This window comes from Cupriavidus ulmosensis (genome assembly GCF_977008105.1).
In genome coordinates this window covers 2,315,910-2,342,241 of sequence record NZ_CDRMWP010000001.1, presented here as the reverse complement: position 1 = coordinate 2,342,241, position 26,332 = coordinate 2,315,910, and the positions used below count along the sequence as shown (strand labels likewise).

Annotated in this window: 23 protein-coding genes; 14 read left to right on the top strand and 9 right to left on the bottom strand. The window is 70.1% G+C overall.

All coding sequences use genetic code 11. The annotated features are described in order from the left end of the window. Window positions 1-10: 10 nt before the first annotated feature. Complete coding sequence (locus ACWTPI_RS10690) at window positions 11-964, bottom strand: LysR family transcriptional regulator (RefSeq protein ID WP_454731657.1); 954 nt, start codon at window positions 962-964, stop codon at window positions 11-13. 163 nt (window positions 965-1,127) lie between these two features. Here ACWTPI_RS10690 and ACWTPI_RS10685 point away from each other — a divergent pair, with 163 nt between their 5' ends. The 8 genes from ACWTPI_RS10685 to ACWTPI_RS10650 all read left to right on the top strand — a co-directional run bounded on the left by ACWTPI_RS10685 (window position 1,128) and on the right by ACWTPI_RS10650 (window position 8,817). Continuing rightward, window positions 1,128-2,117 (top strand): aldo/keto reductase, encoded by a 990-nt coding sequence (locus tag ACWTPI_RS10685; RefSeq protein ID WP_454731656.1) that lies wholly within the window; start codon window positions 1,128-1,130, stop codon window positions 2,115-2,117. 129 nt (window positions 2,118-2,246) lie between these two features. Then, window positions 2,247-2,753: a DUF1993 domain-containing protein gene (locus ACWTPI_RS10680; protein ID WP_029043308.1), complete on the top strand. Its 507-nt coding sequence runs from the start codon at window positions 2,247-2,249 to the stop codon at window positions 2,751-2,753. A 61-nt stretch (window positions 2,754-2,814) separates the two neighbouring features. After that, a complete protein-coding gene (locus ACWTPI_RS10675) occupies window positions 2,815-3,780 on the top strand; it encodes a LysR substrate-binding domain-containing protein (protein WP_454731655.1) in 966 nt (321 codons plus the stop codon). Window positions 3,781-4,014: 234 nt separating this feature from the next. After that, window positions 4,015-4,662, top strand: coding sequence for a 7-carboxy-7-deazaguanine synthase (gene queE, locus ACWTPI_RS10670; RefSeq protein WP_454731654.1), 648 nt, complete (start codon window positions 4,015-4,017; stop codon window positions 4,660-4,662). A gap of 76 nt (window positions 4,663-4,738) precedes the next feature. After that, complete coding sequence (gene queD, locus ACWTPI_RS10665; protein WP_020201641.1) at window positions 4,739-5,215, top strand: 6-carboxytetrahydropterin synthase QueD; 477 nt, start codon at window positions 4,739-4,741, stop codon at window positions 5,213-5,215. 54 nt (window positions 5,216-5,269) lie between these two features. Beyond that, window positions 5,270-5,974 (top strand): tRNA adenosine(34) deaminase TadA, encoded by a 705-nt coding sequence (gene tadA / locus ACWTPI_RS10660; RefSeq protein WP_454732468.1) that lies wholly within the window; start codon window positions 5,270-5,272, stop codon window positions 5,972-5,974. Beyond that, entirely contained in the window at window positions 5,971-6,966 is a 996-nt protein-coding gene (ldcA, locus tag ACWTPI_RS10655; protein WP_454731653.1) for a muramoyltetrapeptide carboxypeptidase, read from the top strand. The genes tadA and ldcA overlap by 4 nt, the downstream gene beginning before the upstream one ends. 228 nt (window positions 6,967-7,194) lie before the next feature. After that, window positions 7,195-8,817, top strand: a complete 1,623-nt coding sequence (locus ACWTPI_RS10650) for an ABC-F family ATPase (protein ID WP_059412776.1) — start codon at window positions 7,195-7,197, stop codon at window positions 8,815-8,817. A gap of 64 nt (window positions 8,818-8,881) precedes the next feature. On the opposite strand, the gene ACWTPI_RS10645 is transcribed toward ACWTPI_RS10650, so the two are convergent. Next, entirely contained in the window at window positions 8,882-9,451 is a 570-nt protein-coding gene (locus tag ACWTPI_RS10645) for a hypothetical protein (protein ID WP_454731652.1), read from the bottom strand. A 202-nt stretch (window positions 9,452-9,653) separates the two neighbouring features. Between ACWTPI_RS10645 and ACWTPI_RS10640 the strand changes: the two genes are divergently transcribed. The 4 genes from ACWTPI_RS10640 to ACWTPI_RS10625 all read left to right on the top strand — a co-directional run bounded on the left by ACWTPI_RS10640 (window position 9,654) and on the right by ACWTPI_RS10625 (window position 14,790). Further along, window positions 9,654-11,087 carry an aldehyde dehydrogenase family protein gene (locus ACWTPI_RS10640; RefSeq protein WP_454731651.1) on the top strand — a complete coding sequence of 478 codons (1,434 nt, stop codon included), beginning with the start codon at window positions 9,654-9,656 and terminating at the stop codon, window positions 11,085-11,087. A gap of 270 nt (window positions 11,088-11,357) precedes the next feature. Next, window positions 11,358-13,820 carry a penicillin acylase family protein gene (locus ACWTPI_RS10635; protein WP_454731650.1) on the top strand — a complete coding sequence of 821 codons (2,463 nt, stop codon included), beginning with the start codon at window positions 11,358-11,360 and terminating at the stop codon, window positions 13,818-13,820. Between the two features lie 113 nt (window positions 13,821-13,933). Continuing rightward, window positions 13,934-14,647 (top strand): glutamine amidotransferase, encoded by a 714-nt coding sequence (locus ACWTPI_RS10630; protein ID WP_020201634.1) that lies wholly within the window; start codon window positions 13,934-13,936, stop codon window positions 14,645-14,647. After that, on the top strand, window positions 14,644-14,790 hold the full coding sequence (locus tag ACWTPI_RS10625; protein WP_454731649.1) for a hypothetical protein: 147 nt from the start codon (window positions 14,644-14,646) through the stop codon (window positions 14,788-14,790). The genes ACWTPI_RS10630 and ACWTPI_RS10625 overlap by 4 nt, the downstream gene beginning before the upstream one ends. Before the next feature lie 48 nt (window positions 14,791-14,838). Here ACWTPI_RS10625 and ACWTPI_RS10620 read toward each other — a convergent pair whose 3' ends face one another. Further along, entirely contained in the window at window positions 14,839-15,123 is a 285-nt protein-coding gene (locus ACWTPI_RS10620; RefSeq protein WP_020201632.1) for a DUF1289 domain-containing protein, read from the bottom strand. Window positions 15,124-15,325: 202 nt separating this feature from the next. Between ACWTPI_RS10620 and ACWTPI_RS10615 the strand changes: the two genes are divergently transcribed. Beyond that, window positions 15,326-15,817 carry a PaaI family thioesterase gene (locus ACWTPI_RS10615; RefSeq protein ID WP_454731648.1) on the top strand — a complete coding sequence of 164 codons (492 nt, stop codon included), beginning with the start codon at window positions 15,326-15,328 and terminating at the stop codon, window positions 15,815-15,817. Window positions 15,818-16,093: 276 nt separating this feature from the next. On the opposite strand, the gene ACWTPI_RS10610 is transcribed toward ACWTPI_RS10615, so the two are convergent. The 6 genes from ACWTPI_RS10610 to ACWTPI_RS10585 form a co-directional block, all read right to left on the bottom strand. After that, window positions 16,094-17,215 (bottom strand): asparaginase, encoded by a 1,122-nt coding sequence (locus tag ACWTPI_RS10610; protein WP_020201630.1) that lies wholly within the window; start codon window positions 17,213-17,215, stop codon window positions 16,094-16,096. A gap of 605 nt (window positions 17,216-17,820) precedes the next feature. Next, on the bottom strand, window positions 17,821-19,011 hold the full coding sequence (gene prpF, locus ACWTPI_RS10605; RefSeq protein ID WP_020201629.1) for a 2-methylaconitate cis-trans isomerase PrpF: 1,191 nt from the start codon (window positions 19,009-19,011) through the stop codon (window positions 17,821-17,823). A 55-nt stretch (window positions 19,012-19,066) separates the two neighbouring features. Further along, window positions 19,067-21,664 (bottom strand): Fe/S-dependent 2-methylisocitrate dehydratase AcnD, encoded by a 2,598-nt coding sequence (acnD, locus tag ACWTPI_RS10600; protein ID WP_454731647.1) that lies wholly within the window; start codon window positions 21,662-21,664, stop codon window positions 19,067-19,069. Between the two features lie 118 nt (window positions 21,665-21,782). After that, window positions 21,783-22,940: a bifunctional 2-methylcitrate synthase/citrate synthase gene (gene prpC / locus ACWTPI_RS10595; protein WP_020201627.1), complete on the bottom strand. Its 1,158-nt coding sequence runs from the start codon at window positions 22,938-22,940 to the stop codon at window positions 21,783-21,785. A 132-nt stretch (window positions 22,941-23,072) separates the two neighbouring features. After that, window positions 23,073-23,981: a methylisocitrate lyase gene (gene prpB, locus ACWTPI_RS10590; protein ID WP_020201626.1), complete on the bottom strand. Its 909-nt coding sequence runs from the start codon at window positions 23,979-23,981 to the stop codon at window positions 23,073-23,075. 194 nt (window positions 23,982-24,175) lie between these two features. Then, the gene (locus ACWTPI_RS10585; RefSeq protein ID WP_454731646.1) at window positions 24,176-24,307 is read right to left on the bottom strand and encodes a hypothetical protein; all 132 of its coding nucleotides are present in this window, start codon (window positions 24,305-24,307) and stop codon (window positions 24,176-24,178) included. Here ACWTPI_RS10585 and prpR point away from each other — a divergent pair. Continuing rightward, window positions 24,306-26,291, top strand: coding sequence for a propionate catabolism operon regulatory protein PrpR (gene prpR, locus ACWTPI_RS10580; RefSeq protein WP_454731645.1), 1,986 nt, complete (start codon window positions 24,306-24,308; stop codon window positions 26,289-26,291). The genes ACWTPI_RS10585 and prpR overlap by 2 nt on opposite strands. Window positions 26,292-26,332 lie beyond the last annotated feature (41 nt).

Here is a 26,332-nt window from a genome sequence, read left to right as displayed (position 1 = left end):
CTATCTTAAATCAGGATGCCGGCAGGGCCTCGGCCCGTTCGGCGGCGCCGGGCTCCCGCCCCGGCGCCGCCGCGCCGCGGCCGACCAGCAGTTCCAGGAAGGCGCCCGGCGCCGCATCGAGGCCGTGGCCGTCCGTCTTGCCGTGCTCGGCGTAGGCCACCACCAGTTCCCAGCAGATCTCGGGCGCCGCGAGGGGGACGAAGGACAGCGTCGCGCCGCGCGCCTCGGCCACCGCCTGCGGCACCAGCGCCACGCCGAGCCCGCGCGCCACCAGCGCCAGCAGGGTGTCGAGATCGCTGACCTCGAAGGCGATGCGCCGCTCCACGCCGGCTTCGCCGAAGCCGCGGTCGGCCAGCCGGCGCGTGCCGTGCGCCGGCTCGAAGTCGACGAAGGGCTCGCCGGCGAGCGTGGCCAGCGAGACTTCCGCCATGCCCGCCAGCCGGTGGCCGCGCGCGCACGCGAGCACCAGGCTTTCGCAGGCGATCTGCGTGGTCGCGAGCTGGGCCGGCGGCTCGCCGATCGGCAGGATGGCGAAGTCGAGCTTGCCGGCGCGCACCTTGTCCATCAGGTGCGAGGCGCTGCCCTGGCACAGGTGGACCTCGATGTCCGGGTACTGGCCGTGAAAGCGCGCCAGCAGCGCCGGCAGGTCGACGAAGGCCGGCAGGCTCTGGACCGTGCCGATGCTGAGCTTGCCGCGCCGCAGCGCCGCGATGTCGGCGACCATCTCGCGGCCCTGGCGGATCGCGTCGAGCGCTTCCCTGGTCTTGCCGAGGAAGGCGCGCCCGGCGGCGGTCAGGCGCACGTGGCGCGTGGTGCGGGCGAACAGTTTCGCGTCCAGTTCGTCCTCGAGCGAGCGGACCGAGGTCGACAGCGCCGACTGCACGATGTTCATGCGCTGCGCGGCGACGGTGAAGCTGCCTTCCTCGGCGACCGCCACGAAATGCCGCAACTGTCTAAGCTCCATGCGTTTCCCTGTTTTCCAGTGATTTATCTCCGTATGGGATAAATCGAATCTCTATCTTCTATTGGAAAGATAAGCGCGCAGCGGGCATATTGCAACGGTGCAGCGGGTTTGCCCCTTGACCGAAGGGGCGGCCGGCTCGCAGCCACACTTGACGGAGTCATGCATGGAACAGATTGAAATCGGCAGCTCGGGCATCCGGGCCTCGCGCATCGGCCTCGGCACCTGGGCCATCGGCGGCTGGATGTGGGGCGGCATCGACGAGCGCGAGGCCATCGCGACGATCCAGCGCGCGGTGGAGCTGGGCGTGACGCTGATCGATACCGCGCCGGTCTACGGCTTCGGCCGCTCGGAAGAGATCGTCGGCAAGGCGCTGAAGGAAGCCGGCCTGCGCGGCAAGGTGCAGATCGCCACCAAGGCCGGGCTCGACTGGAAGGACGGCAAGGTCTTCCGCGATTCGCGCGCCGCGCGCCTGCGCACGGAGGTCGAGGACTCGCTGCGCCGGCTGCAGACCGACGTGCTCGACGTCTACCAGATCCACTGGCCCGACCTCGAAACCCCGCTCGAGGAAACCGCGCGCGTGCTGGAAGACCTGCGCCGCGAGGGCAAGATCCGCGCGATCGGCGTGAGCAACTTCTCGCCGGCGCAGATGGACGCGTTCCGCGCCGTCGCCACGCTGGACGCCGTGCAGCCGCCGTACAACCTGTTCGAGCGCGACATCGAGGCCGACGTGCTGCCCTACGCCGCGCGGACCGGGCTGACGGTGCTGAGCTACGGCGCGATCTGCCGCGGCCTGCTGTCGGGCAGGATCGACGCGTCGACCACGTATGAAGGCGACGACCTGCGCAAGATCGACCCCAAGTTCTCGGGCGAGCGCTTCCAGGAATACCTGGCCGCGGTGCAGGCGCTCGAGGCGCTGGCGCGCGAGCGCTTCGGCAAGTCGGTGCTGGCGCTGGCGGTGCGCTGGGTGCTCGACAAGGGCCCGACCATCGCGCTGTGGGGCGCGCGCCGCCCGCAGCAGCTCGATCCGGTCGGCGAGATCCTAGGCTGGCACATCGACGCGCAGAGCATGGCCGACATCGACGCGATCCTGGCGCGCTGCATCCGCGAGCCGATCGCGCCGACCTACATGGCGCCGCCGGTGAAGCGGCCCTGAGGCAGGGGAAGGAGCGAGAGCGGGGAGGGCGCCGGCGCGGCCCTGCGCAAAGCCGGCAAACGGTTTATGCTCGCGGTCGCGCGTCCGCCCCGGTGCGGGCGCCAGCCAACCCCAGCCAAGGACACCCCCATGTCACTTTCCATGTATGAAGCTTCGATCCCGGTATTCCTGCGGGCCTTCGGCAATCTGTCGGCCATCCTGGACAAGGGCGCCGCGTTCGCGCAGGCGCAGGGCATGGACCCGTCGGACCTGATCCAGACCCGCCTGGTGGCGGACATGGACCCGCTGCCGGCCCAGGTGCAGCGCGCCAGCGACAGCGCCAAGGGCTGCGCGGCGCGGCTGGCCGGCATCGAGATGCCGTCGTTCGCCGACAACGAGGCCACGTTCCCGGAACTGCAGGAGCGCATCGCCAGGACGGTCGCTTTCCTGAAGACCATCCAGCCGGCGCAGCTGGAAGGCAGCGACACCCGCATCGTCGAGCTCAAGCTGCGGCCCGAGCCGGTCAAGTTCGACGGCAAGTCCTACCTGCTGGGCTTCGCGCTGCCGAACTTCTTTTTCCACGTGACCACGGCCTACGACATCCTGCGCCACAAGGGCGTGCCGATCGGCAAGCGCGACTATCTCGGCCTGCCCTGAGCCGCCGGCATGGCCCGGACCCGAATACGGTGGCGCCGCTTCGGCGCGCTAGTATTCGGGAATGAAGATCACACTCGAAGAACTCCAGGCCTTCGCCACCGTGGTGGACAGCGGCTCCATCACCGCCGCCGCCGAGCAACTGGGGCAGACCGTGTCCGGCATCAGCCGGGCGCTCGGCCGCCTCGAGGACAAGGTCGGCACCACCTTGCTGCACCGGACCACGCGCCGGCTGGCGCTGAGCGAGGAGGGCGAGGCGCTGCTGGCCCACGCGCGCAGCATCCTGGCCTCGGTGGAGCTGGCCGAGGAACAGATGGCGGTGCGCCGCGAGCGGCCCGCCGGGCGGCTGCGGGTGAACGCGGCGTCGCCGTTCATGCTCCACGTGGTGGTGCCGCTGGTGGGCGAGTTCCGCCGCGCCTACCCGGAGATCGCGCTGGAGCTCAACACCAACGACCAGATCATCGACCTGCTCGAGCACCGCACCGACGTGGCCATCCGCATCGGCACGCTGCGCGACTCCACGCTGCACGCGCGTCCGCTGGCCAGCAGCCGCGTGCGCGTGCTGGCCAGCCCGGCCTATCTCAAGGCGCGCGGGCGGCCCGAATCGGTGGACGACCTCGCCGGCCACAGCCTGATCGGCTTCAACCAGCCGGAGTCGCTCAACCGCTGGCCGCTGCGCGGCGCGATGGGCGAGGAAGTGCACGTCACGCCGCACCTGACCGCATCGAGCGGCGAGACCCTGCGCCAGCTCGCGCTCGCCGGCGAGGGGCTGGTCTGCCTGTCGGACTTCATGACCGAGGAGGACCGCCGGCGCGGCGACCTGGTGCAGGTGCTGATGCGCGACACCATCGAGGAGCGGCAGTCGATCAACGCGGTCTACTACCTCAATACGCAGCTGTCGGCGCGCATCGCCTGTTTCCTGGACTTCGTCGGCGCGCGGCTGCGGGCGGCGCAGTGGGCCAAGGTGCCGCCGGGAGCGCGCCGCGCGGCCGGCACGGCTGGAGCCGATCCGCTACCTGTGCGAAAATAGCGAGTTAGCCGCAGTAGCCTGGCCATTGGCCATCGATTCCGGGTGGCCGCCAGCTTGCCGGCCGCCCGCGCGGGATTGCCGTTCCGGCATCGCCGCCCGCCGGCCCGATCCGTCCGCCGGCCTTCCGCCGCCGCCCGTATCCGCAGCCACGCACGTCTGCCGCGAATGGCTGCCGCGCACCCGCAAAGACACACGACAGACTCACAACCGCCTTACCATCGCATCGCCATCAGCATGACTTACGCCGTCAAGGAAATCTTCTACACACTGCAGGGCGAAGGCGCCAACGCCGGCCGCGCCGCGGTGTTCTGCCGCTTCTCCGGATGCAACCTCTGGAGCGGGCGCGAAGAAGACCGGGCCGGCGCGGTCTGCCAGTTCTGCGACACCGATTTCGTCGGCACCGACGGCACCGAGGGCGGCAAGTACCGCACCGCCGAGGCGCTCGCCGACAAGGTCGCGGCGCACTGGCCGCGGGACGTGGAGGCCGGCGCCGCCGGCCGCCCGCTGGTGGTCTGCACCGGCGGCGAGCCGCTGCTGCAGCTCGACGCGCCGCTGATCGGCGCGCTGCACGCGCGCGGCTTCGAGATCGCCATCGAGACCAACGGCACGCTGCCGGTGCCGGACGGCGTGGACTGGGTCTGCGTCAGCCCCAAGATGGGCGCCGAACTGGTGGTCACGCGCGGCGACGAGCTCAAGGTGGTGATCCCGCAGGACGGCCAGGATTTCGCCGCATACGAGCGGCTCGATTTCCGCCATTTCCTGGTGCAGGCGATGGACGGCCCGCTGGCGCGGCAGAATACCGCGCTGGCGGTGGCGTTCTGCCAGCGCCGCCCGCGCTGGCGCCTGTCGCTGCAGACCCACAAGCTGCTAGGTATCCGGTGATCCCGGCCAATCGTCCAGACCCTCGTCCCGAACGTTTCGTCCGCCCCGATCACCGCACCTGCACATACCGGCATCCATGAACAAGCAAGTCTCCATCACCCGCCGGCTGGAATTCGATTCCGGCCACCGCATTCCCAACCACGGCGGCCAGTGCCGCAACATCCACGGCCACCGCTATCGCCTGGACCTCACGCTGTCGGGCGAAGTGCTGCGCAGCGCGGGCGCCTCGGACGAAGGCATGATCCTGGACTTCGGCGACATCAAGGCGCTGGCCAACGCGCACCTGGTCGACAAGTGGGACCACGCCTTCCTGATCCATCGCGGCGATACCGCGCTGCTGAATTTCCTGCAGTCGATGGAAGGGCACAAGACGGTGGTGCTGGAAGCCGTTCCCACCGTGGAAAACCTGGCGCAGATCGCCTTCGACATCCTCGCGCCGGTGTTCAAGGACTGCTTCGGCCACCAGTTGCAGCTCACGCGCCTGGTGCTGTTCGAGACGCCGAACTGCTGGGCCGAGGTCAGCGCCGCGTTCAGCCTGCCCGCGCAGGACTGAGGCGCCGCGCCGCGCATGCCAGACCCGAAAGATCCGACCGACCCGACCGATCCGATGAACGCGCCGCTACCGCCCGCAGCCGGGCAGCCCGACCAAGCCGCCGATCCCGCCGCCGAGCGCGACCGCCGCTACATGCGGGCCGCGCTGGCCGAGGCGCGCCTGGCCGAGGCCGCCGGCGAGGTGCCGGTGGGCGCGGTGGTGGTGTGGAACGATGCCATCATCGCACGCGGCCACAACCTGCCGATCCGCTCGGTCGATCCTTCGGCGCACGCCGAGATGCAGGCGCTGCGCGCCGCCGCGCAGGTGGTCGGCAACTACCGCATGCCGGAGTGCGAGCTGTACGTGACGCTGGAGCCGTGCGTGATGTGCAGCGGCGCGATTCTCCACGCGCGCATCCGCCACGTGGTGTTCGGCGCGGCCGACCCCAAGACCGGCGCGGCCGGCAGCGTGCTCGACCTGTTCGGGCAGGCGCAGCTGAACCACCAGACCACCATCGCCGGCGGCGTGCTGGCCGACGAATGCGGCGGCATGCTCAAGGCGTTCTTCGGGGCGAAGCGGCGCGCGCAGAAGGCGGCGCAGAAGGATGCGCAGCAGTCTGCCCAATCCACCGGACAACCGGCGCCACAACCGGCGCCACAACCGGAGCCACAACCGGCGGCACAGGCGCCCGATGCCGCGCCCACGGCCTGCGCGCGCTGTGGTACAACCACCGGCGACAACCCAAGCCACCCCGACCCCAGCCCGGATCCAGACGCATGAGCCAGTCGATGCCGAACCCAGCGCAACCAGCCAACTCCGCCACGCCGCCGACCGAGGTCCGCCTGATCGCCTCGTCGGGGTATCCGCACGACGTTGCCATCGCCGCGCGCGGCTGCGCCTGGCTCCGGCAGCATGGCTTCCACGTCGGCAACCCGGACGTGCTGGCGCGCCGCTACCTGCGCTTCGGCGGCACCGACGACGAGCGCCTCGCGGACCTGCACGCCATCGGCACCGGCGCGCCGCGCGAGCTGACGCTGGCCGTGCGCGGCGGCTACGGCATCGCGCGGCTGCTGGAGCGCGTGGACTTCGCCCGCATCGCCGAGCAGGCGCGCGCCGCCGGCACGCCCATCGTCGGCCACAGCGACTTCACCGCGTTCCAGCTGGCCTACCTGGCGGCCACCGGCGGCGTGACCTTCGCCGGGCCGATGCTGCTGGCGGACTTCGGCACCGAGGTGGTCGACCCCTTCATGTGGGAGCACTTCGCCGGCGTGATGCACGATGCGGCCTACACCATCGGCGTGGACGCGCCGCAGGCCGGCGGCCAGCCGTTCAGCGGCACCGTGTCCGGCACGCTGTGGGGCGGCAATATGGCCATGCTGTGCAGCCTGCTGGGCACGCGCTTCATGCCGGCCATCGAGGGCGGCATCCTGTTCCTGGAGGACGTCAACGAGCCGCCGTACCGCGTCGAGCGCATGCTGCTGCAGCTCGACCAGGCCGGCGTGCTGGGCACGCAGCGCGCCATCGTGCTGGGCGACTTCTCCAGCTACCGCGTGACCGACTATGACAACGGCTACGACCTGCCCGCGGTGGTGGCCTACCTGCGCGAGCGCCTGGCGGTGCCGGTGCTGACCGGCCTGCCGTTTGGCCACTGCCCGCGCAAGCTGACGCTGCCGGTGGGCGGCCAGGCGCAGTTGAGCGCACGCGCGGACGGCTTCTCGCTGGCGCTGTCGGGTTATCCGGTGTTGAAAGCGGCCGCTTCCGCCCCTATCTGATGCCCATCGGCGGCTGATCGCTTCTTTCCCGGGCCCGCGGATGGTAAAATCGCGGGTTATTTCCCGGTCTCCGGCCGGGATTCTGTCGGGCTTCCCGGCCGCATGCCGGGACCGCGCACCGCGCCCTTCGCCGCGTGCGCGCGTTCCGCGGCATCGCCGCGCCGGTTCCGTGCCGTGCGCACCGGTGCCGCGCCGCCCGCGCCCCCTCATTCATACAAGGTTCCAGACGTGCTTTCTACCGCAAACATCACCATGCAGTTCGGCCCCAAGCCGTTGTTCGAGAATATCTCGGTCAAGTTCGGCGAGGGCAACCGCTACGGCTTGATCGGCGCGAACGGCTGCGGCAAGTCCACCTTCATGAAGATCCTCGGCGGCGACCTCGAGCCGTCCTCGGGCAACGTCATCCTCGAGCCGGGCGTGCGCCTGGGCAAGCTGCGCCAGGACCAGTTCGCCTATGAAGACATGCGCGTGCTGGACGTGGTCATGATGGGGCACACCGAGATGTGGGCCGCCGCCGCCGAGCGCGACGCCATCTACGCCAACCCGGACGCCACCGACGAGGACTACATGAAGGCCGCCGACCTGGAGGCCAAGTATGCCGAGTACGACGGCTACACCGCCGAGGCCCGCGCCGGCGAGCTGCTGCTGGGCGTGGGCATTCCCACCGACCAGCACCAGGGCACCATGAGCAGCGTCGCGCCGGGCTGGAAGCTGCGCGTGCTGCTGGCGCAGGCGCTGTTCTCGAACCCGGACGTGCTGCTGCTCGACGAGCCGACCAACAACCTCGACATCAACACCATCCGCTGGCTGGAGGACGTGCTCAACGAGCGCAACTCCACCATGATCATCATTTCCCACGATCGCCACTTCCTGAACTCCGTGTGCACCCATATGGCGGACATGGACTACGGCACGCTCAAGGTCTACCCGGGCAACTACGACGACTACATGGAAGCCTCCATGCAGGCGCGCGAGCGCCAGATGGCGGCCAACGCGCGCGCCAAGGAGCGCATCGGCGAACTGCAGGACTTCGTGCGCCGCTTCTCGGCCAACAAGTCCAAGGCGCGTCAGGCCACTTCGCGCCTCAAGCAGATCGACAAGATCAAGGTCGAGGACCTCAAGCCGTCGTCGCGCCAGAACCCGTTCATCCGCTTCGAGTTCGAGAAGAAGCTGCACAACCTCGCGGTGGAAGCGGATGGCGTCACCAAGACCTACGACCGCAAGATCATCGACAACCTGTCGATGGCGATCCAGGCCGGCGAGCGCGTGGCCATCATCGGCGAGAACGGCGCCGGCAAGACCACGCTGCTGCGCAGCCTGCTCAACCAGGCCGTGCAGAACGGCGTGCAGCGCGGCGTGGAAGTCGACCGCGGCGCGATCAAGTGGGCCGAGAACGCCAACGTCGGCTACATGCCGCAGGACACCTACGAGGAATTCCCGGACGACCGCGACCTGATGGACTGGATGAGCCAGTGGACCCAGGCCGGCGACGACGACCAGTCGCTGCGCGGCACGATGGGCCGCCTGCTGTTCTCGGCCGACGACATCAAGAAGTCGGTCAAGGTGCTGTCGGGCGGCGAGAAGGGCCGCATGATCTGGGGCAAGCTGATGCTGGGCCGCCACAACGTGCTGGCGCTCGACGAGCCGACCAACCACATGGACATGGAGTCGATCGAGTCGCTGCAGATCGCGCTGGACAAGTTCACCGGCACGCTGATCTTCGTCTCGCACGACCGCGTGTTCGTCAGCGGCCTGGCCACGCGCGTGATCGAAGTGCGCACCGACGGCACGCTGACCGACTACCTGGGCACGTACGACGAGTACCTGGAGTCGCAGGGCATCGCGGGCTGAGTTGCCTTGACCGGTTGACGGAAGAAGAGGGCCGCCGTGTGCGGCCCTTTTTTCTTTTGCCCGTTCAGATCTGCATTCGCCCCTCGCCGCCCACCATCCTGTCGAGCTGGTCGATGATGGCGGCCGCGGTGATCTCTCCCCTGGCCTTGTGCAGGGCCGCGTACAGCGGGCCGCGCAGCGCGGCGAGTTCGGCCGTGCCGGCGGCTTTCTCGACCTTGACCTGCAGCATGTAGCCGCGCAGGCCGAGATGATGGCCGATGACGTCCGTGTAGAAGTGATAGAGCTGCTGGTAGGTCGCGGGGCCGGCGTCGTCATCGCCTACGCCGCGCGCGGCGTAGGCCGGGAACACGCTGCCGGCCGCTTCCGGCCCGGCGCGGCGCGCGGCGGCCGGGGCGGCCGGGGCGGCGATGTCCGGCGGCGCGGCGGCGTCCGCGTGGATCAGCCCGGCCTCCCGCAGCGCCTCGATGGCTTCCGGGCCTACGCCCATGCCGCTGGTCTGCGCCAGCAGTTCGCTGCGCCGGCGTTCGCCGTTGACGATCAGCAGCAGCGCGCGCGTCCTGTGGTCCAGCTTGCGCGCGCGCGTGCGGATTTCGTCCTGGCCCTGCTCGGTCTTGTGGAACACCGGGTCGGTCATGTCTGCTCCCTTGTTATGCGCCGGCAGCGGCGAGCGGCGCGCTGTTCCCGGATTCGGCTCATGCTCGGCCGATTATCGCCACGTTGTTCGGGTGGCTGGCGCACCGCAAAAAAACGAGGCGCCAAACCGCTCTACAATGTGGAGCACCATAAAAGTAACAAAAATTTTGCAATCGCCTGTTCAACAACTGAAAACTGTGGCCATGCAACAACGAGACAAGCTCTTCATCAACGGTAAGTGGGTCGTGCCCCACGGCACCGGCCAGATCGACGTCATCCACTCCACCACCGAAGCCGTCATGGGCCGCATCCCCGAAGGGCATGCGCGCGACGCCGAGGACGCCATCCAGGCTGCCCGCGCCGCCTTCGACGCCTGGTCGGCCACGCCGCCGGCGGTGCGCGCCGGCTATATCCGCAAGATCGCGGACGGGCTCAAGGCGCGCAGCGAGGAACTGGCGCAACTGATCGCCGGCGAAGTCGGCATGCCGATCAAGCTGGCCCGCGCCATCCAGGTCGGCGGCCCGGTCTACAACTGGGCGCAGGCGGCCAAGCTGGTGGAGAACTTCACGTTCGAGGAAGAGGTCGGCAATTCGCTGGTGGTGCGCGAGCCGGTGGGCGTGGTGGGTGCCATCACGCCGTGGAACTACCCGCTCAACCAGATCACGCTGAAGGTGGCGCCGGCGCTGGCCGCCGGCTGCACCGTGGTGCTCAAGCCGTCCGAGGTGGCGCCGCTCAACGCCTTCGTGCTGGCCGAGGTGATCGAGGCCGCCGGCCTGCCGCCGGGCGTGTTCAACCTCGTGACCGGCTACGGCCCGGTGGTGGGCGAGGTGCTGGCCAGCCATCCGGAAGTGGACATGGTGTCGTTTACCGGCTCCACGCGCGCCGGCAAGCGCGTCTCCGAGCTGGGCGCGCAGAGCGTCAAGCGCGTGGCGCTGGAGCTCGGCGGCAAGTCCGCCTCGGTGATCCTCGACGACGCGGACCTGCCGGCCGCGGTCAAGGGCACCGTCAGTGCCTGTTTCCTCAACTCCGGGCAGACCTGCTCGGCCCATACCCGCATGCTGGTGCCGCGCGGCCGCTACGAGGAGGCCAAGGCCATCGCCAAGCAGGTGGCCGATGCCTTCACCGTGGGCGACCCGCTGCAGGAAACCACGCGCCTGGGCCCGCTGATCTCCGCCGCGCAGCGCGAGCGCGTGACCAGCTACATCCAGCGCGGCCTGAACGAGGGCGCCGAACTGGTGACGGGCGGCCCGGAAGCGCCCGCGGGGCTGGACAAGGGCTTCTTCGTCAAGCCGACCGTGCTCGGCAACGTCGACCCCCGGGCCACCGTGGCGCAGGAAGAGATCTTCGGCCCGGTGCTGTCGATCATCTGCTACGACACCGAGGAAGACGCCGTGCGCATCGCCAACGACAGCATCTACGGGCTGGGCGGCGGCGTGTGGTCGGGCGACGAAGCGCGCGCCATCCGCGTGGCGCGCCGCATCCGCACCGGCCAGGTCGACATCAACGGCGGGCCGTTCAACATGCAGGCGCCGTTCGGCGGCTACAAGCAGTCCGGCAACGGGCGCGAGGCCGGCAAGTACGGGCTCGAGGAATTCCTCGAGTACAAGGCGCTGCAGCTGAAGAAGCCGGCCGCCTGACGCGCGGCGGGCGGGGTGGCGGCGGGCGGGGTGGATCGTTCCACGCGCCGCCGCTCGCGGCACCGCGGTGGCGCAGGATGCCCGGCAAGCCCGGGCATTTTTCATGCGCGGGCGCTTCGGCGATAATGCGCAATCCCGCCGGCCCGCGCCGCGCGGAACCGGTCCGGCGCGGCGCGGGCGGGCCGGGAGCACGCAGTACCGAGACAGCAGTACGGGACAAAAAACAGACAACACCGCGGGCGCATGCCGCCACGCGGGGGAGAGCGATCGATGCGCTGGTTCAAACGGCTGGCCTGGCTGGTACTGACGCTGGTGGCGCTGCTGCTGGCGGGCGCGCTGGGCGGGTATGCGTGGTACCGGCAGGCGTCGCAGCCGCAGACGGCGGGCACGCTGAGCCTGCCGGGGCTGCGCGAGCGCGTCTCCATCGTCCGCGACCGCCACGACGTGCCGCACATCAAGGCGGCCAATCCGCTCGACGCCTATTTCGCGCTTGGTTTCGTGCACGGGCAGGACCGCCTGTGGCAGTTGCAGATGAACAAGCGCATCGCCTCGGGCCGGCTGGCCGAGATCCTCGGGCCGCCGGCGCTCGATACCGACCGCTTCCTGCGCACGCTCGGCGTGCGGCGCAACGCCGAGGCCATCCTGGCGCAGGCCACGCCCGAGACGCGCGCCGCGCTGCAGGCCTACGCGGACGGCGTCAACGCCTACATCGACACGCGCAAGGGCCCGCTGCCGCCCGAGTTCCTGCTCCTGCGCACCAGGCCGGAGCACTGGGAGCCGGCCGATACGCTGGCCTGGCAGACCATGATGGCCTGGGACCTGAGCGCCAACTGGACGCAGGAGACGCTGCGCATGCGGCTGGCGCAGGTGCTGCCGGTGGCGCGCATCAACGAGCTGCTGGCGCCGTATCCGGGCGAGCGCTCGCCGCGCACGATGGACTACGGCAGCTTCTACCGGCATCTCGCCCCGCTGGCCACGGCGATGGCGCGCGTCGAGCGGCAGGCGCCGCCCGGCTACGTGGAGGGCATGGGATCGAACAACTGGGTGGTGTCCGGCGCCCGCACGCGCTCGGGCAAGCCGCTGCTGGCCAACGATCCGCACCTGGGCCTGCAGGCGCCGGCGCTCTGGTACTTCGCCCACATGCAGGCGCCCGGGCTGGACGTGGCCGGCGCCTCGCTGCCGGGCATGCCGCTGGTGGTGCTGGGGCACAACCAGCGCATCGCGTGGGGCTTCACCAATACCGCGCCCGACGTGCAGGACCTGTACATCGAGCGCCTGCAGCCGGGCAGCGCGCAGCGCTACCAGACCCCGGACGGCTGGGCCGAGTTCAGGACCCGCAGCGAGACCATCCACGTGAAGGGCGCGCCCGACGTGACCCTGACCGTGCGCGAGACCCGCCACGGCCCGGTGATCTCCGACGCCGCCGAGCCCGTCGCCACGGCCGCCGCGCCGCTCGGCGCGCGGTACGTGGTGGCCTTCCAGTGGACCGCGCTGCGCGCCGACGACCGCACCTTCCAGGCCGGGCTCTTGCTCAACCGCGCCACCGACTGGGCCACGTTCCTGGCGGCCATGCGCGATTTCCACTCGCCCCAGCAGAGCATCGTCTATGCGGACGTGGACGGCAACATCGGCTTCATCGCCCCCGGCCGCGTGCCGCTGCGGCGCGCCGACAACGACCTCAAGGGGCTGGCGCCGGCGCCGGGCTGGGATGCGCGCTACGACTGGAACGGCTTCATCCCGTTCGAGCAGTTGCCGCGCAGCTTCAACCCGCCGGAGGGCGTCATCGCCACCGCCAACCAGAAGATCGTCGGCGACGACTACCCGTATTTCCTGACCAGCGAATGGACCGTGCCGTACCGCTACCAGCGCATCCGCACCTTGCTCGACGCCACCGCGCGGCACACCCCGGACAGCTTCGGCGCGATCCAGAAGGACACGCTCTCGCTGGCCGTGCGCGACGCGCTGCCGCTGCTGCTGGCGGCCCCGGTCGCCAGCGATCCGGCGCTGCCCGAGCGCGAGCGCGCGCTGATCGCCGCGCTGCGCAAGTGGGATGGCGACATGCAGCCCCGGCTGGCCGAGCCGCTGGTGGCGACGGCGTGGCTGCGCGAACTGTCGCGCGTGCTGTTCGAGGACAAGGTGGGCGAGCCGCTGTTTGGCCGCATGTGGGAGCAGCGCAACGTGCAGCAGCCCATGCTCAACGTGCTGCGCAATCCGCGCGGCCTCGGCGCGTTCTGGTGCGACGACAGCACCACGCCGGCGCGGGAAGACTGCGACGACGCCATCGCCACGGCCTGGCGCCGCGCCATTGCCGATCTCGGCCAGCGCTACGGCGACAAGCCCGAGCGCTGGCGCTGGGGCAGCGCCCACGCCGCGCGCATGGAGCACAAGCCGTTCGGCAGGCAGCCTTACCTGGCTGGCCTGTTCAACGTCAAGGTGCCCAGCGGCGGCGACACCTACACCGTCAACGCGGGGCGCCACAACCTGCGCGACGAGGCGGCGCCGTTCGAAAGCGTGCACGCGGCCAGCCTGCGCGCCATCTACGACCTCTCCGACCTGGCCGGCTCGCGCTTCATGGATTCGACCGGGCAGTCGGGCAACGTGATGTCCACGCACTACCGCGACTGGACCGACAAATGGGTCGCGGTGCAGTACATCACCCTGGCGCCGGCGCGCCGCGGGCAGGGCAACGAGGCATTCGACACGCTGGTGCTCAAGCCCGCCGGCGCGCGCTGACGGCGCGCTGACGATGCGGTGCGGCGCGCGGGATATGTCATGGCGTGACCGTTTGCCCGGCATGCCCGGATGCCAGTAAGATCGAAGCTTTGCATCGACCGGACAGGCACGCCATGACCCAAGCCAGGTTCACCACCCATGTGATCCAGCACGTTGCGTTCGAGGACGCCGGCGTGCTGGGCGACGTCCTGCGCGAGCGCGGCCACGCGCTGTACGTGCTGCGCGCCGGCATCGACGACCTGAGCGTGGTCGGCGCGCATCCCGCCGACCTGCTGGTCGTGCTCGGCGGCCCGATCGGCGTGTACGAGAACGAGACCTATCCGTGGCTCGACGCCGAGATCGACGTCATCCGCGCGCGGCTCGCGGCGCGCCGGCCGGTGATCGGCGTCTGCCTGGGCGCGCAGCTGATCGCCCGCGCCAGCGGCGCGCGCGTCTATCCCGGCACGCGCGAGATCGGCTGGGCGCCGATCCGGCCTACCGAGGCAGGCCGCGCCTCCGCGCTGGCCGAACTGGAAAGCGCCGACTGGAACGTGCTGCACTGGCACGGCGACACCTTCGACCTGCCCGCCGGCGCGCAACTGCTGGCTTCCACGGCGGCCGTGCCGCACCAGGCCTACGCCATCGACCGCCACGTGCTGGCGCTGCAGTTCCATCCCGAGGTGCGTCCGGCCGAGCTGGAAGGCTGGCTGGTCGGGCATACGGTCGAGCTCGGCAAGGCCGGCATCGACCCGCGCGAGATCCGCGCGCGCACGGCGCAGATCGGCACGGCGGTGGCCGCGGCCGGCCGCCGCATGTTCGCGCGCTGGCTGGAGGCGGCCGGGCTGTGAGCAGCGGGTTTGCCACGGCCATCGACAGCGTGCTGCTCGGCGCCGTGCGCCCGTTCGGGCCCGGAGGCGTGCCCAGCGGCATCGACAAGCAGCCGGCGCGCCGCGAGGTGGAGGACATGGAGCGCCGGCTGGCCGGCGGCTGAGCGGCGCGGCCTGTATGGTCAGTGTGGTCGGTACGGCCGGCTCCGGGGCTACTCCGGGCGGAAGCGCCGCGCCGTGCCCTCGCGCGTGATGCGCTCCCACACCGCCTGCTTTTCCGCGTCGTCCATGAAGACCCAGTTGCTGACCTCCATCGCGGTGCGGCCGCAGCCCTGGCAGATTTCGTCGAACAAGGTCGAGCAGATGCCGATGCAGGGGCTGTCGGGCCGGTCGAACAGGCCTTCGTCGCGCTGGCCCTCGTCGCGCTGCGGCGTGGCGGCGGGGGAGCGCGCGGAAAGCGGGTTGGTGTCTGGCGGGTCTGACAGGTCTGACGGCATGCGGCGGCGAGGCGGGGCGGACGGGCGCACATTATAAACGGCGGCCGGCGCCGCCCCGGCCCGCCCGGTGCCTGCGGCGCAACATCGCCGCGCGGAAGTTTGCCACGCGGAAGTCCGCCGATTACCCGTCAGGTAATTGAGCGCCGGCGGCGCGCGGGCCTACGCTGCCCCTGTTGCCACGATCCCGATCCAGGAGAACACGATGCCGATCCTCGTTGCCGCCTTGTCCGGCGCGGGCGCCGCTGCCGCCGCCGGCTCCCATGCCGCCGCACCCGTCGACCCGCGTATCCGCCAGACCGTCGAGCAGGTCCTGATGGGCTCGCCCGTGGCCCGCGCGCTGGGCATCGCGCTGGATGTGCTGGCGGTGGACCACGTCGAACTGCTGCTGCCGTTCAGCCCCGCCAACGTCACGGTCGGCGAGATCGTCCACGGCGGCGTGATCGCCACGCTGATCGACGTGGCCGGCGCGGCCGCGGCGGCCTCGGGCTGCGAGGCCGGCAGCATGCGCGGCGGCGCCACCGGTTCGCTCAACATCCAGTATCTCGAAGCGGCCAGGGCGGCCAGCCTGCGCGCGGTGGCCAGCGTGCTCCGGCGCGGGCGCCGGCAGGTGGTGAGCGAGGTGTCGGTCTACGCGGAAAGCGCCGACGAGGCCGAGCTCGTGGCCAGGGCGCTGATGAGCAGCACGCTGTTCTAGCCCGGCGCGCCGGCCGGCCGCGCCGCCTTCAACCCGGCCGCGTGAGCGGGAATGCCTTATAACGCAATTAACGGCCGATCTTTGCCGCCACCAATCCATGTTCCGTCCAGGCCTGGCGGCATGGCGGTCGCATCGGCTTCGAGGGCTACCTGGCTTGCAAGGGGAGGGCTGGCATGAAGTGAAAAAACGGCTGGCGAGGTCGCGTGCGGCCAGCCAGCCGCGAGGGCGGGGCGTGCTCCGCCGCCGCCCGGAATGCCCGCGGCTACGCCGCGGCCGTCAGTATTTCCACAGGATCTTCTGCAGTTCCTTGCTGTCGCTGGTCTTGGTCAGCGCCAGCGCCATCAGGATGCGGGCCTTCTGCGGCAGCTGGTCGTCCGTCACCAGCCAGTCGTACTTGTCGTCGGGCTGCTCGGCGTTGCGGATCACCACGCCGCTGCCGGTGCGCGACGCGCGCACGATCTGCACGCCCTTGGCGCGCGCGGCCTTGAGCGGCTCGACCATGTAGTCGCCCACGCTGCCGTTGCCGGTGGCGGCGTAGACGATGGCCTTGGCGCCGTTCTTCACGGCGGCGTCGACTGCGCCCGGGTTCACGTTGCCGTAGGCGTAGACCACCGCCACTTCGGGCAGCTTGTCGAGCTTGTCGATGTCCCACTCGGTCTGCGTGGTGTGCGGGCGCGCCGGCAGGCGGAAGTACAGCGTGCGGCCTTCCACCACGTAGCCCAGCGGGCCGAACGGCGAGCGGAAGGTCTCGGTCTTGAAGGTGTTGGTCTTGGTGACGTCGCGGCCGGTGTGGATCTCGTCGTTGAGCACGGCCAGCGTGCCCTTGCCGCGCGATTCGGGGCTGGACGCCACCAGCACCGCGTCGTACAGGTTGAGCGCGCCGTCGGCGCCGAGCGCGGTGCCCGGGCGCATCGAGCCGACCACCACCACGGGCTTGTCGCTCTTGAGCGTGAGGTTGAGGAAATAGCTGGTTTCCTCGATGGTGTCGGTGCCGTGCGTGATCACGATGCCGTCCACGTCCGGCTGCTTGAGCAGTTCGGAGACCCGCTTGCCGAGCTTGAGCAGGCGCTCGTTGTTGAAGCTCTCGGAGCCGATCTGGAACACCTGCTCGCCCTTGACGTTGGCGATCTTCGAGATCTCCGGCACCGAGGCGATGATCTTGTCCACCGGCACCACGGCCGACTGGTAAGCCGCGGTGTTGGTGGCCGCCGCGCCGGCGCCGGCAATGGTGCCGCCGGTGCCGATGATGACGATGTTGGCCTTGCGGGCCTCGGCCGGCGCGCTGGCCTGGGCCGGCGTGGCGGCGGACGGGGCGAGCTGGGCGTGGGCGGCGCCAGTGGTCAGGCTGGCGGCGAGCAGCAGGGTGCTGAGCGTGGTGAGACGGGCGAAACGCTTCATGATGTTCCTCATATAGGCACGACTGGGCAGCCCCTTTTGGGTGGCTGCGTCGTCTATCGGTCTACGCAATCCGCGCGGCGGCGCCTGTCTTACAGGCGGGGCCGCGGCGGACGAGAACTATACGAGAGGGGTCCTGAATGTGTCGACATTTACCGCTTTGGGGTTTTCCCGGGGGGTGTCTGGCGGGGAGGGCCGGCCAGACGGCATTGAGTCATCGCCTCGTTCCTGCCATGACGGCTACCCGCCTTGGCCGCGCGCGCATCGATGACCTCGATGCCTTGCTGCGGCTGCGGCCTTCGAGGGGCCGCGCGCCGGGAAGAAGGCCGGCGCCAGCGAATGGCAAAGGCTCTCGCTTCGTGGCGAATCCTGCCTTCTCCCGCAAGCGGGAGAGGGGAGACCACAATCGGCAAGTTGACTCGTTGCCGGCAGCCTTTTGTCATTGATGGTTTGCTCCCCTCTCCCGCGAAGTGGGAGAGGGGCCGGGGGAGAGGGCAAGCGCCAGCAAATGGCGAAAGCCGTCCCCTCATCGAGCCCACGGGCGGCAAGCAGGACCTCCATGCCGCCGCAACCGGAACCGAGTCCCGCTGCGCCGTGCCGCCGGTTCCTCAGAACGTGTCGCCCGGCACGCGCACCCAACCCTCCATCAGCACGCGCGCGCTGCGGCTCATGATGGCCTTGGTCACGGCCCATTCGCCGTCGACGAGGTTGGCTTCGGCACCCACGCGCAGCGTGCCCGAGGGGTGGCCGAAGCGCACCGCGTTGCGTTCGCCGCCGCCGGCGGCGAGGTTGACCAGCGTGCCGGGGATCGCCGCGGCGGTGCCGATGGCCACGGCGGCGGTGCCCATCATGGCGTGGTGCAGCTTGCCCATCGACAGCGCGCGCACCAGCAGGTCGACGTCGCCGGCGCCGACCGGCTTGCCGCTGGAGGCAACGTAGCCGGCCGGCTTTGCCACGAAGGCCACCTTCGGCGTGTGCTGGCGCTTGGCCGCTTCGTCGACGTTCTTGATCAGGCCCATGCGCAGCGCGCCGTAGGCGCGGATGGTCTCGAACCTGGCCAGCGCGGCGGGGTCGCCGTTGATGTCGTCCTGCAGCTCGGTGCCGGTGTAGCCGATCTCTTCCGCGTTGAGGAAGATGGTCGGGATGCCGGCGTTGATCATGGTGGCCTTGAAGGTGCCCACGCCCGGCACCTCGAGGTCGTCGACGAGGTGGCCGGTCGGGAACATGGCGCCGCCGGCGCCTTCTTCCTCGGCGGCCGGGTCCATGAACTCGAGCTGGACTTCGGCGGCGGGGAAGGTCACGCCGTCGAGCTCGAAGTCGCCGGTTTCCTGCACGGCGCCATCGGTGATGGGCACGTGGCCGATGATGGTCTTGCCGATGTTGGCCTGCCAGATGCGCACGGTGGCCACGCCGTTTTGCGGGATGCGGCTCGGGTCGACCAGCCCGGCGCCGATGGCGAACGGGCCGACGGCGGCGGACAGGTTGCCGCAGTTGCCGCTCCAGTCGATGAACGGCTGGTCGATGGAGACCTGGCCGAACAGGTAGTCGACGTCGTGGCCGGGCCGGCTGCTTTTCGAGATGATGACGGTCTTGCTGGTGCTGGACGTTGCCGCGCCCATGCCGTCGATCTGCTTGCCGTAGGGGTCGGGGCTGCCGATCACGCGCATCAGCAGCTTGTCGCGTGCCGCGCCGGGGACCTGCGCGGCCGCGGGCAGGTCCTGCAGGCGGAAGAACACGCCTTTGCTGGTGCCGCCACGCAGGTAGGTGGCGGGAATCTTGATCTGGGGTACGTGGGCCATGGGATTTCGTCCTGGTGAGGCCGGGCGGCATGCCGCCCGGCGCGCGCTTATTGCCTCAGGCCGCGGCCTTAGACGATTCGAGGAAGTCCTGCGCGAAGCGCTGCAGCACGCCGCCGGCGTCGTAGATGGAGACTTCTTCCGCGGTGTCGAGGCGGCAGGTCACGGGCACTTCCACGCGCTCGCCGCTCTTGCGGCGGATGACCAGCGTGAGCTCCGCGCGCGGCTTGCGCGCGCCGATCACGTCGAAGGTCTCGGTGCCGTCGATGCCGAGCGTCAGGCGGTTGGTGCCGGGCTTGAACTCCAGCGGCAGCACGCCCATGCCGATCAGGTTGGTGCGGTGGATGCGCTCGAAGCCTTCGGCCACGATGACTTCCACGCCCGCCAGCCGCACGCCCTTGGCCGCCCAGTCGCGCGAGGAGCCCTGGCCGTAGTCCGCGCCGGCCACGATGATCAGCGGCTGCTTGCGGTCCATGTAGGTCTCGATCGCTTCCCACATGCGCACCACCTTGCCCTCGGGCTCGATGCGCGCCAGCGAACCCTTCTTGACCTTGCCGTCCACCACGGCCATCTCGTTGACCAGCGTGGGGTTGGCGAAGGTGGCGCGCTGCGCGGTGAGGTGGTCGCCGCGGTGCGTGGCGTAGGAGTTGAAGTCTTCCTCGGGCAGGCCCATCCTGGCCAGGTATTCGCCGGCTGCGCTGTCGAGCATGATGGCGTTCGACGGCGACAGGTGGTCGGTGGTGATGTTGTCGCCGAGCACCGCCAGCGGACGCAGGCCCTGGAGCGTGCGCTCGCCGGCCAGCGCGCCTTCCCAGTACGGCGGGCGGCGGATGTAGGTGCTCTGCGGGCGCCAGTCGTACAGCGGGCTGATCTGCTCGCCGCTGTCCACGGCGAAGTTGAACATCGGCTCGTAGACCTTGCGGAACTGCTCGGGCTTGACGCTCCTGGCCACGATGGCGTCGATTTCCTCGTCGCTCGGCCAGATGTCCTTGAGCCGCACCGGCTTGCCGTCGGCGTCGGTGCCCAGCACGTCCTGCTCGATGTCGAAGCGGATGGTGCCGGCGATGGCGTAGGCCACCACCAGCGGCGGCGAGGCCAGAAAGGCCTGCTTGGCGTACGGGTGGATGCGGCCGTCGAAGTTGCGGTTGCCCGAGAGCACGGCGGTGGCGTACAGGTCGCGCTCGATGATCTCCTTCTGGATCGCCGGGTCGAGCGCGCCGGACATGCCGTTGCAGGTGGTGCAGGCGAACGCCACGATGCCGAAGCCGAGCCGCTCCAGGTCCGGCAGCAGGCCGGCTTCTTCCAGATACAGCTGCACGGCCTTGGAGCCGGGCGCGAGCGAGCTCTTCACCCACGGCTTGCGGGTCAGCCCGCGCGCGTTGGCGTTGCGCGCCAGCAGCGCCGCGGCGATCACGTTGCGCGGGTTGCTGGTGTTGGTGCAGCTGGTGATGGCGGCGATGATGACGGCGCCGTCGGGCATCTGGCCCGGCGTGTCTTCCCACTTGCCGGCGATGCCGCGCGCGGCCAGGTCGGAGGTCGGCAGCCGCTTGTGCGGGTTGGACGGGCCGGCCATGTTGCGCACCACGGTGGACAGGTCGAAGCGCAGCACGCGCTCGTATTCGGCGTGCTGCAGCGTGTCGGCCCACAGGCCCGCGGCCTTGGCGTAGGTTTCCACCAGCCTGACCTGCGCGTCGTCGCGGCCGGTCAGCTTCAGGTAGTCGATGGTCTGGCCGTCGATGAAGAACATCGCCGCGGTGGCGCCGTATTCGGGCGCCATGTTGGAGATGGTGGCGCGGTCGCCGAGCGTCAGGCTCGCGGCGCCTTCGCCGCGGAACTCCAGGTAGGCGCCGACCACCTTTTCCTTGCGCAGGAACTCGGTCAGCGCCAGCACGATGTCGGTGGCGGTGATGCCGGGCTGGCGCTTGCCGGAAAGCTCCACGCCGACGATGTCGGGCAGGCGCATCCACGAGGCGCGCCCCAGCATCACGTTCTCGGCTTCCAGCCCGCCCACGCCGACGGCGATCACGCCGAGCGCGTCGACGTGCGGCGTGTGGCTGTCGGTGCCGACCAGCGTGTCGGGGTAGGCCACGCCGTCCACGGCGTGGATCACCGGCGACATCCGCTCCAGGTTGATCTGGTGCATGATGCCGTTGCCCGGCGGGATCACCTCGACGTTCTTGAACGCCTTCTTGGTCCAGTTGATGAAGTCGAAGCGGTCTTCGTTGCGGCGGTCCTCGATGGCGCGGTTCTTGGCGAACGCATCGGGGTCGAAGCCGCCGCATTCCACGGCCAGCGAGTGGTCCACGATCAGTTGCACCGGCACCACCGGGTTGACCTTGGCCGGGTCGCCGCCCTGGGCGGTGATCGCGTCGCGCAGGCCGGCCAGGTCCACCAGCGCGGTCTGGCCGAGGATGTCATGGCAAACCACGCGCGCCGGGAACCACGGGAAATCGAGGTCGCGCCGGCGCTCGATGAGCTGCGCCAGCGAGGCGTCCAGCGTGGCCGGGTCGCAGCGGCGCACCAGGTTCTCGGCCAGCACGCGCGACGTGTACGGCAATTTGTCATAGGCGCCCGGCTGGATCGCCTCGACGGCGGCGCGCGCGTCGAAGAAATCCAGCTTGGTGCCCGGCAGCGGCTTGCGGTTTGCAGTGTTCATTTCGTAGGGAATAGAGAAAGTCATGATCCGGGGGCGGCGGCCGTGCTTTGCGGCCGCCGGCCCCCGCTCCCGCGGGCCGCGCTGCGCGCGGTCCCGGGAGCAGGCCGGCGGGCCGGTATTACTTGCGGTCCTTGATCGGCACGAACTTCAGGTTCTCCGGCCCGGTGTAGTTGGCGCTGGGGCGGATGATCTTGTTGTCGATGCGCTGCTCGATGATGTGCGCGGCCCAGCCCGAGGTGCGCGCGATCACGAACAGCGGCGTGAACATGGCCGTGGGCACGCCCATCATGTGGTAGCTCACCGCGCTGAACCAGTCCAGGTTCGGGAACATCTTCTTGGCGTCCCACATGACCGTCTCCAGCCGCTCGGCGATGTCGAACATCTTCAGCGAGCCGGCGTCCTTCGACAGGCGCTTGGCCACGTCCTTGATGACCTGGTTGCGCGGGTCGCCCGTGGTGTACACCGGGTGGCCGAAGCCGATCACCACTTCCTTGTTCTCCACGCGGCGCTTGATGTCGGCCTCGGCCTCGGCCGGGTTGTCGTAGCGCTTCTGGATCTCGAAGGCCACCTCGTTGGCGCCGCCGTGCTTGGGGCCGCGCAGCGCGCCGATGGCGCCGGCGATCGACGAGTACATGTCCGAGCCGGTGCCGGCGATCACGCGCGCGGTGAAGGTCGAGGCGTTGAACTCGTGCTCGGCGTACAGGTTGAGCGAGGTCTGCATGGCGCGCTCCCACAGCGCCGACGGCTTCTGGCCGTGCAGCAGGTGCAGGAAGTGGGCGCCGATGGAGTCGTCGTCGGTCTCGACCTCGATGCGGCGGCCGTTCTGGCTGTAGTGGTACCAGTACAGCAGCATGGAGCCGAGGCTGGCCATGAGGCGGTCGGCGATGTCGCGCGCGCCCGGGGTGTTGTGGTCGTCCTTCTCGGGCAGCACGGTGCCGAGCACGGACACGCCGGTGCGCATCACGTCCATCGGGTGGGCGCTGGCGGGCACCCATTCGAGGGCGGCCTTGACGTTGGCGGGCAGGCCGCGCAAAGCCTTGAGCTTGGCCTTGTAGGCGGCCAGTTCGGCGCGGGTGGGCAGCTTGCCGTGCACCAGCAGGTGGGCGATTTCCTCGAATTCGCAGGTCTCGGCGATGTCGAGGATGTCGTAGCCGCGGTAATGCAGGTCGTTGCCGGTGCGGCCGACCGTGCACAGCGCGGTGTTGCCGGCGGCCACGCCCGACAGGGCGACGGATTTCTTCGGTTTCGGGGTGGCGAGCGGTTGCGCTTCGGACATGTTGGAGGTCTCCTTGGGGAATGCCGTGTGCTGACTGACTGCGTATTGACGTTGCTGACGTTGCTGACGTTGCCGGCGCTGGCCGTGGCGGCGCGCACGCGGTGCGCGCGCCGCGGGGGCGGCCCGCGCGGCTTACTTGGACTTGCCTTGCGCGAACAGCGCGTCGAGCTTCTGCTCGAAGGCGTGGTAGCCGATGCTCTCATAGAGTTCGGCGCGCGTCTGCATGGTGTCGACCACGTTCTTCTGCGTGCCGTCGCGGCGGATCGCCGCGTAGACGTTCTCGGCGGCCTTGTTCATGGCGCGGAAGGCCGACAGCGGGTACAGCACCATCGCCACGCCGGTGCCGCCGAGTTCTTCGGTGGTGAACAGCGGGGTGGCGCCGAATTCGGTGATGTTGGCCAGCACCGGCACCTTCACCGCGTCGACGAACTTGCGGTACATGCCGAGGTCGGTCATGGCTTCCGGGAAGATCGCGTCGGCGCCGGCTTCCACGCAGGCCACGGCGCGCTCGATGGCCTTGTCCAGGCCTTCCACGGCGAGCGCGTCGGTGCGCGCCATGATGACGAAGTGCTCGTCGGTGCGCGCGTCCACGGCGGCCTTGATGCGGTCGACCATCTCGCCCTGCGAGACGATTTCCTTGCCCGGGCGGTGGCCGCAGCGCTTGGCGCCGACCTGGTCCTCGATGTGCATGGCGCCGGCGCCGAACTTGATCAGCGAGCGGGTGGTGCGCGCCACGTTGAAGGCCGAGGCGCCGAAGCCGGTGTCGACGTCGACCAGCAGCGGCACGTCGCACACGTCGGTGATGCGGCGGATGTCGGTCAGGACGTCGTCGAGGTTGGAGATGCCCAGGTCGGGCAGGCCCAGCGAGCCGGCGGCCACGCCGCCGCCCGACAGGTAGATCGCGCGGTAGCCGGCGCGCTTGGCCAGCAGGGCGTGGTTGGCGTTGATGGTGCCGACCACCTGCAGCGGGTGTTCGTCGGCCAGGGCCTGGCGGAAGCGGGCGCCGGCGGAGCGGGCGAGGTCGGAAGTCGAAAAGGTCATGATCTTCGCTTGTGAAGTGGACGGATACCCAGCGCAAGGGGTGTGCCAGGCGGATCGCCGCCGCGCGCCGCGCCGGCCCCGGCTCCGGCGCGCGGCGGCCAGCCCTTGATCCGCCTGACCTGGCGGCGCATGGCGGGCATCCTGCGCGGCGATTGTGATGCGGGCGCTATCTCCGTTGCATTTCAATAGTGAAATCATTGCATTTCAATATTGAAATGCACGCCGGCCGCGCGCACAATCCCAAGATTAGTCCGCCCGCGGCGTTCTTGCTGCTTTCCCGCGCCGTTTTCCTTCACCAGTGTTTCCGCCGGATTTCCGCCGTCCATGAGTACCGTCCTCGCCGCGCCCGTCAACCCGCCCGCCGCCGGCACCGCGCGCCCGCGCATCTGGGCGGTCGGCATCAGCCGCCTGTCGCGCGCGTTCGCCGACCTGATTCCCGGCTACGCCGCGCAGGCGGACTTCCGCATCGTCGGCAAGGGTTTCGCCGCGGCCGCCAGCGCGATCGCGCGCGAGGCGCGCGAGGGCCGGCTCGACGCCGTGGTGGCGGGCGGCTCCAACGGCGCCTACCTGCGCCAGCACGTGGACGTGCCGGTGGTGCTGGTCAAGGTGACGGGCTTCGACGTGATGAGCGCGCTGTCGACCGCGCGCCGCATCTCGCCGCGCGTGGCGCTGGTCACGCACGCCGCGACCTATCCCGAGGTGGACGAGTTCGTGCGCACCTTCTCGCTGTCGATCCCGGCCTACACCTACCTGACCGAGGACGACGCCGCGGCGCGCGTGAAGGCGCTCAAGCAGGAGGGCGTGCGGGTGGTGGTGGGGCCGGGGCTGGTGACGGACCTGGCCGACCGCATCGGCCTGATCGGCGTGTTCCTGTACTCGGGCGTGTCGGTGCGCGGCGCGCTGGAGGACGTGATCGAGGCGGCCCGGCTGCGGCGCATCGAGTCCGGCCGGCGCGACTACGTCAACACCATCCTCGCGCATCTCAACGAGGGCGTGGCGGCGGTGGACGCGGAAGGGCGCATCCAGACCTACAACCCGGCGATGGAGCGCTTTCTCGGCATCGCGCCGCCGGCCGCGCTGGGGCGCAAGCTGCAGGCGCTGGCGCCCGCGCTGGCGCTGGACCACGTGATGCAGAGTGGCAGCAAGGAGCTCGAGGCCATCCACAAGCTCGGCGACAAGATGGTGGTGGTCAACCGCATCCCCATCGTCACCGACGCCGGCACCACCGGCGCGGTGCTGACGCTGCAGGACGCCAACGCCATCCACCGCGTGGACCGCAACCTGCGCTCGCGCAGCCGCGCGCGGCCGGCCGGGGTGCGCTACAGCCTGGACGACCTCGCCGGCGCCTCGCCCGTCATGCACAACCTGCGCGAGCTGGCGCGGCGTTATGCCGCGGTGGATTCCACCGTGCTGGTGGGCGGCGAGAGCGGCACCGGCAAGGAAGTGCTGGCGCAGGGCATGCACGACGCCAGCCCGCGCCGGGTGTTCCCGTTCGTTGCCGTCAATTGCGCGGCGTTCCCGGAAAGCCTGCTGGAAAGCGAGCTGTTCGGCTACGAGGAGGGCGCCTTCACCGGCGCGCGCCGCGGCGGCAAGGCCGGCCTGTTCGAGTCGGCCCACAACGGCACGCTGTTCCTCGACGAGGTGGGCGACATGCCGCCGGCGCTGCAGACCCGCCTGCTGCGCGTGCTGCAGGAAAAGCAGGTGCTGCCGATCGGCGGGCTCGACGCGGTGCCGGTCAACGTGCGCGTGATCGCCGCCACGCACCGCGACCTGGGCGAGCTGGTGCGGCAGGGCAGCTTCCGCCAAGACCTGTATTACCGCCTCAACATCCTGCGCATCGAAATGCCGCCGCTGCGCGAGCGCGCCGGCGACCTGCCGGAACTGGCCGAACTGCTGTACCGGCGCGCCCAGGAGCGCCTGGGCCAGGCCCGGCCGCAGCCGCTGCCGCAGGCGGTGCGCGAGCGGCTGTCGGGTTATGCGTGGCCGGGCAATATCCGCGAGCTGGAGAACGTGACCGAGCGCATCGCGGTGCTGGTGGTGGGCCGCACGCTGGCGCCGCGCGACCTGCTGGAAGAGCTGCAGGCGGCCGCGCCGGAGCTGTTCGGCGTGGCCGAGGCGCCCGCGCCAGCGCCGGACGGGGCGCCGCTGGCGCCGGGCAGCCAGTCGCTCGCCGGCGTGGCGCGCGCCAGCCAGGCCGGGCATATCCGCCACGTGCTGGCGCAATGCGGCGGCAACCGCGCCGAAGCCTGCCATCTGCTGGGGATCAGCGCCACGACCTTGTGGCGGCGCCTGAAGGAGGGCGGGAAATGACCGAGGCCGGCGCAATCTCGCGGCCGATATAGCCGCGGCCG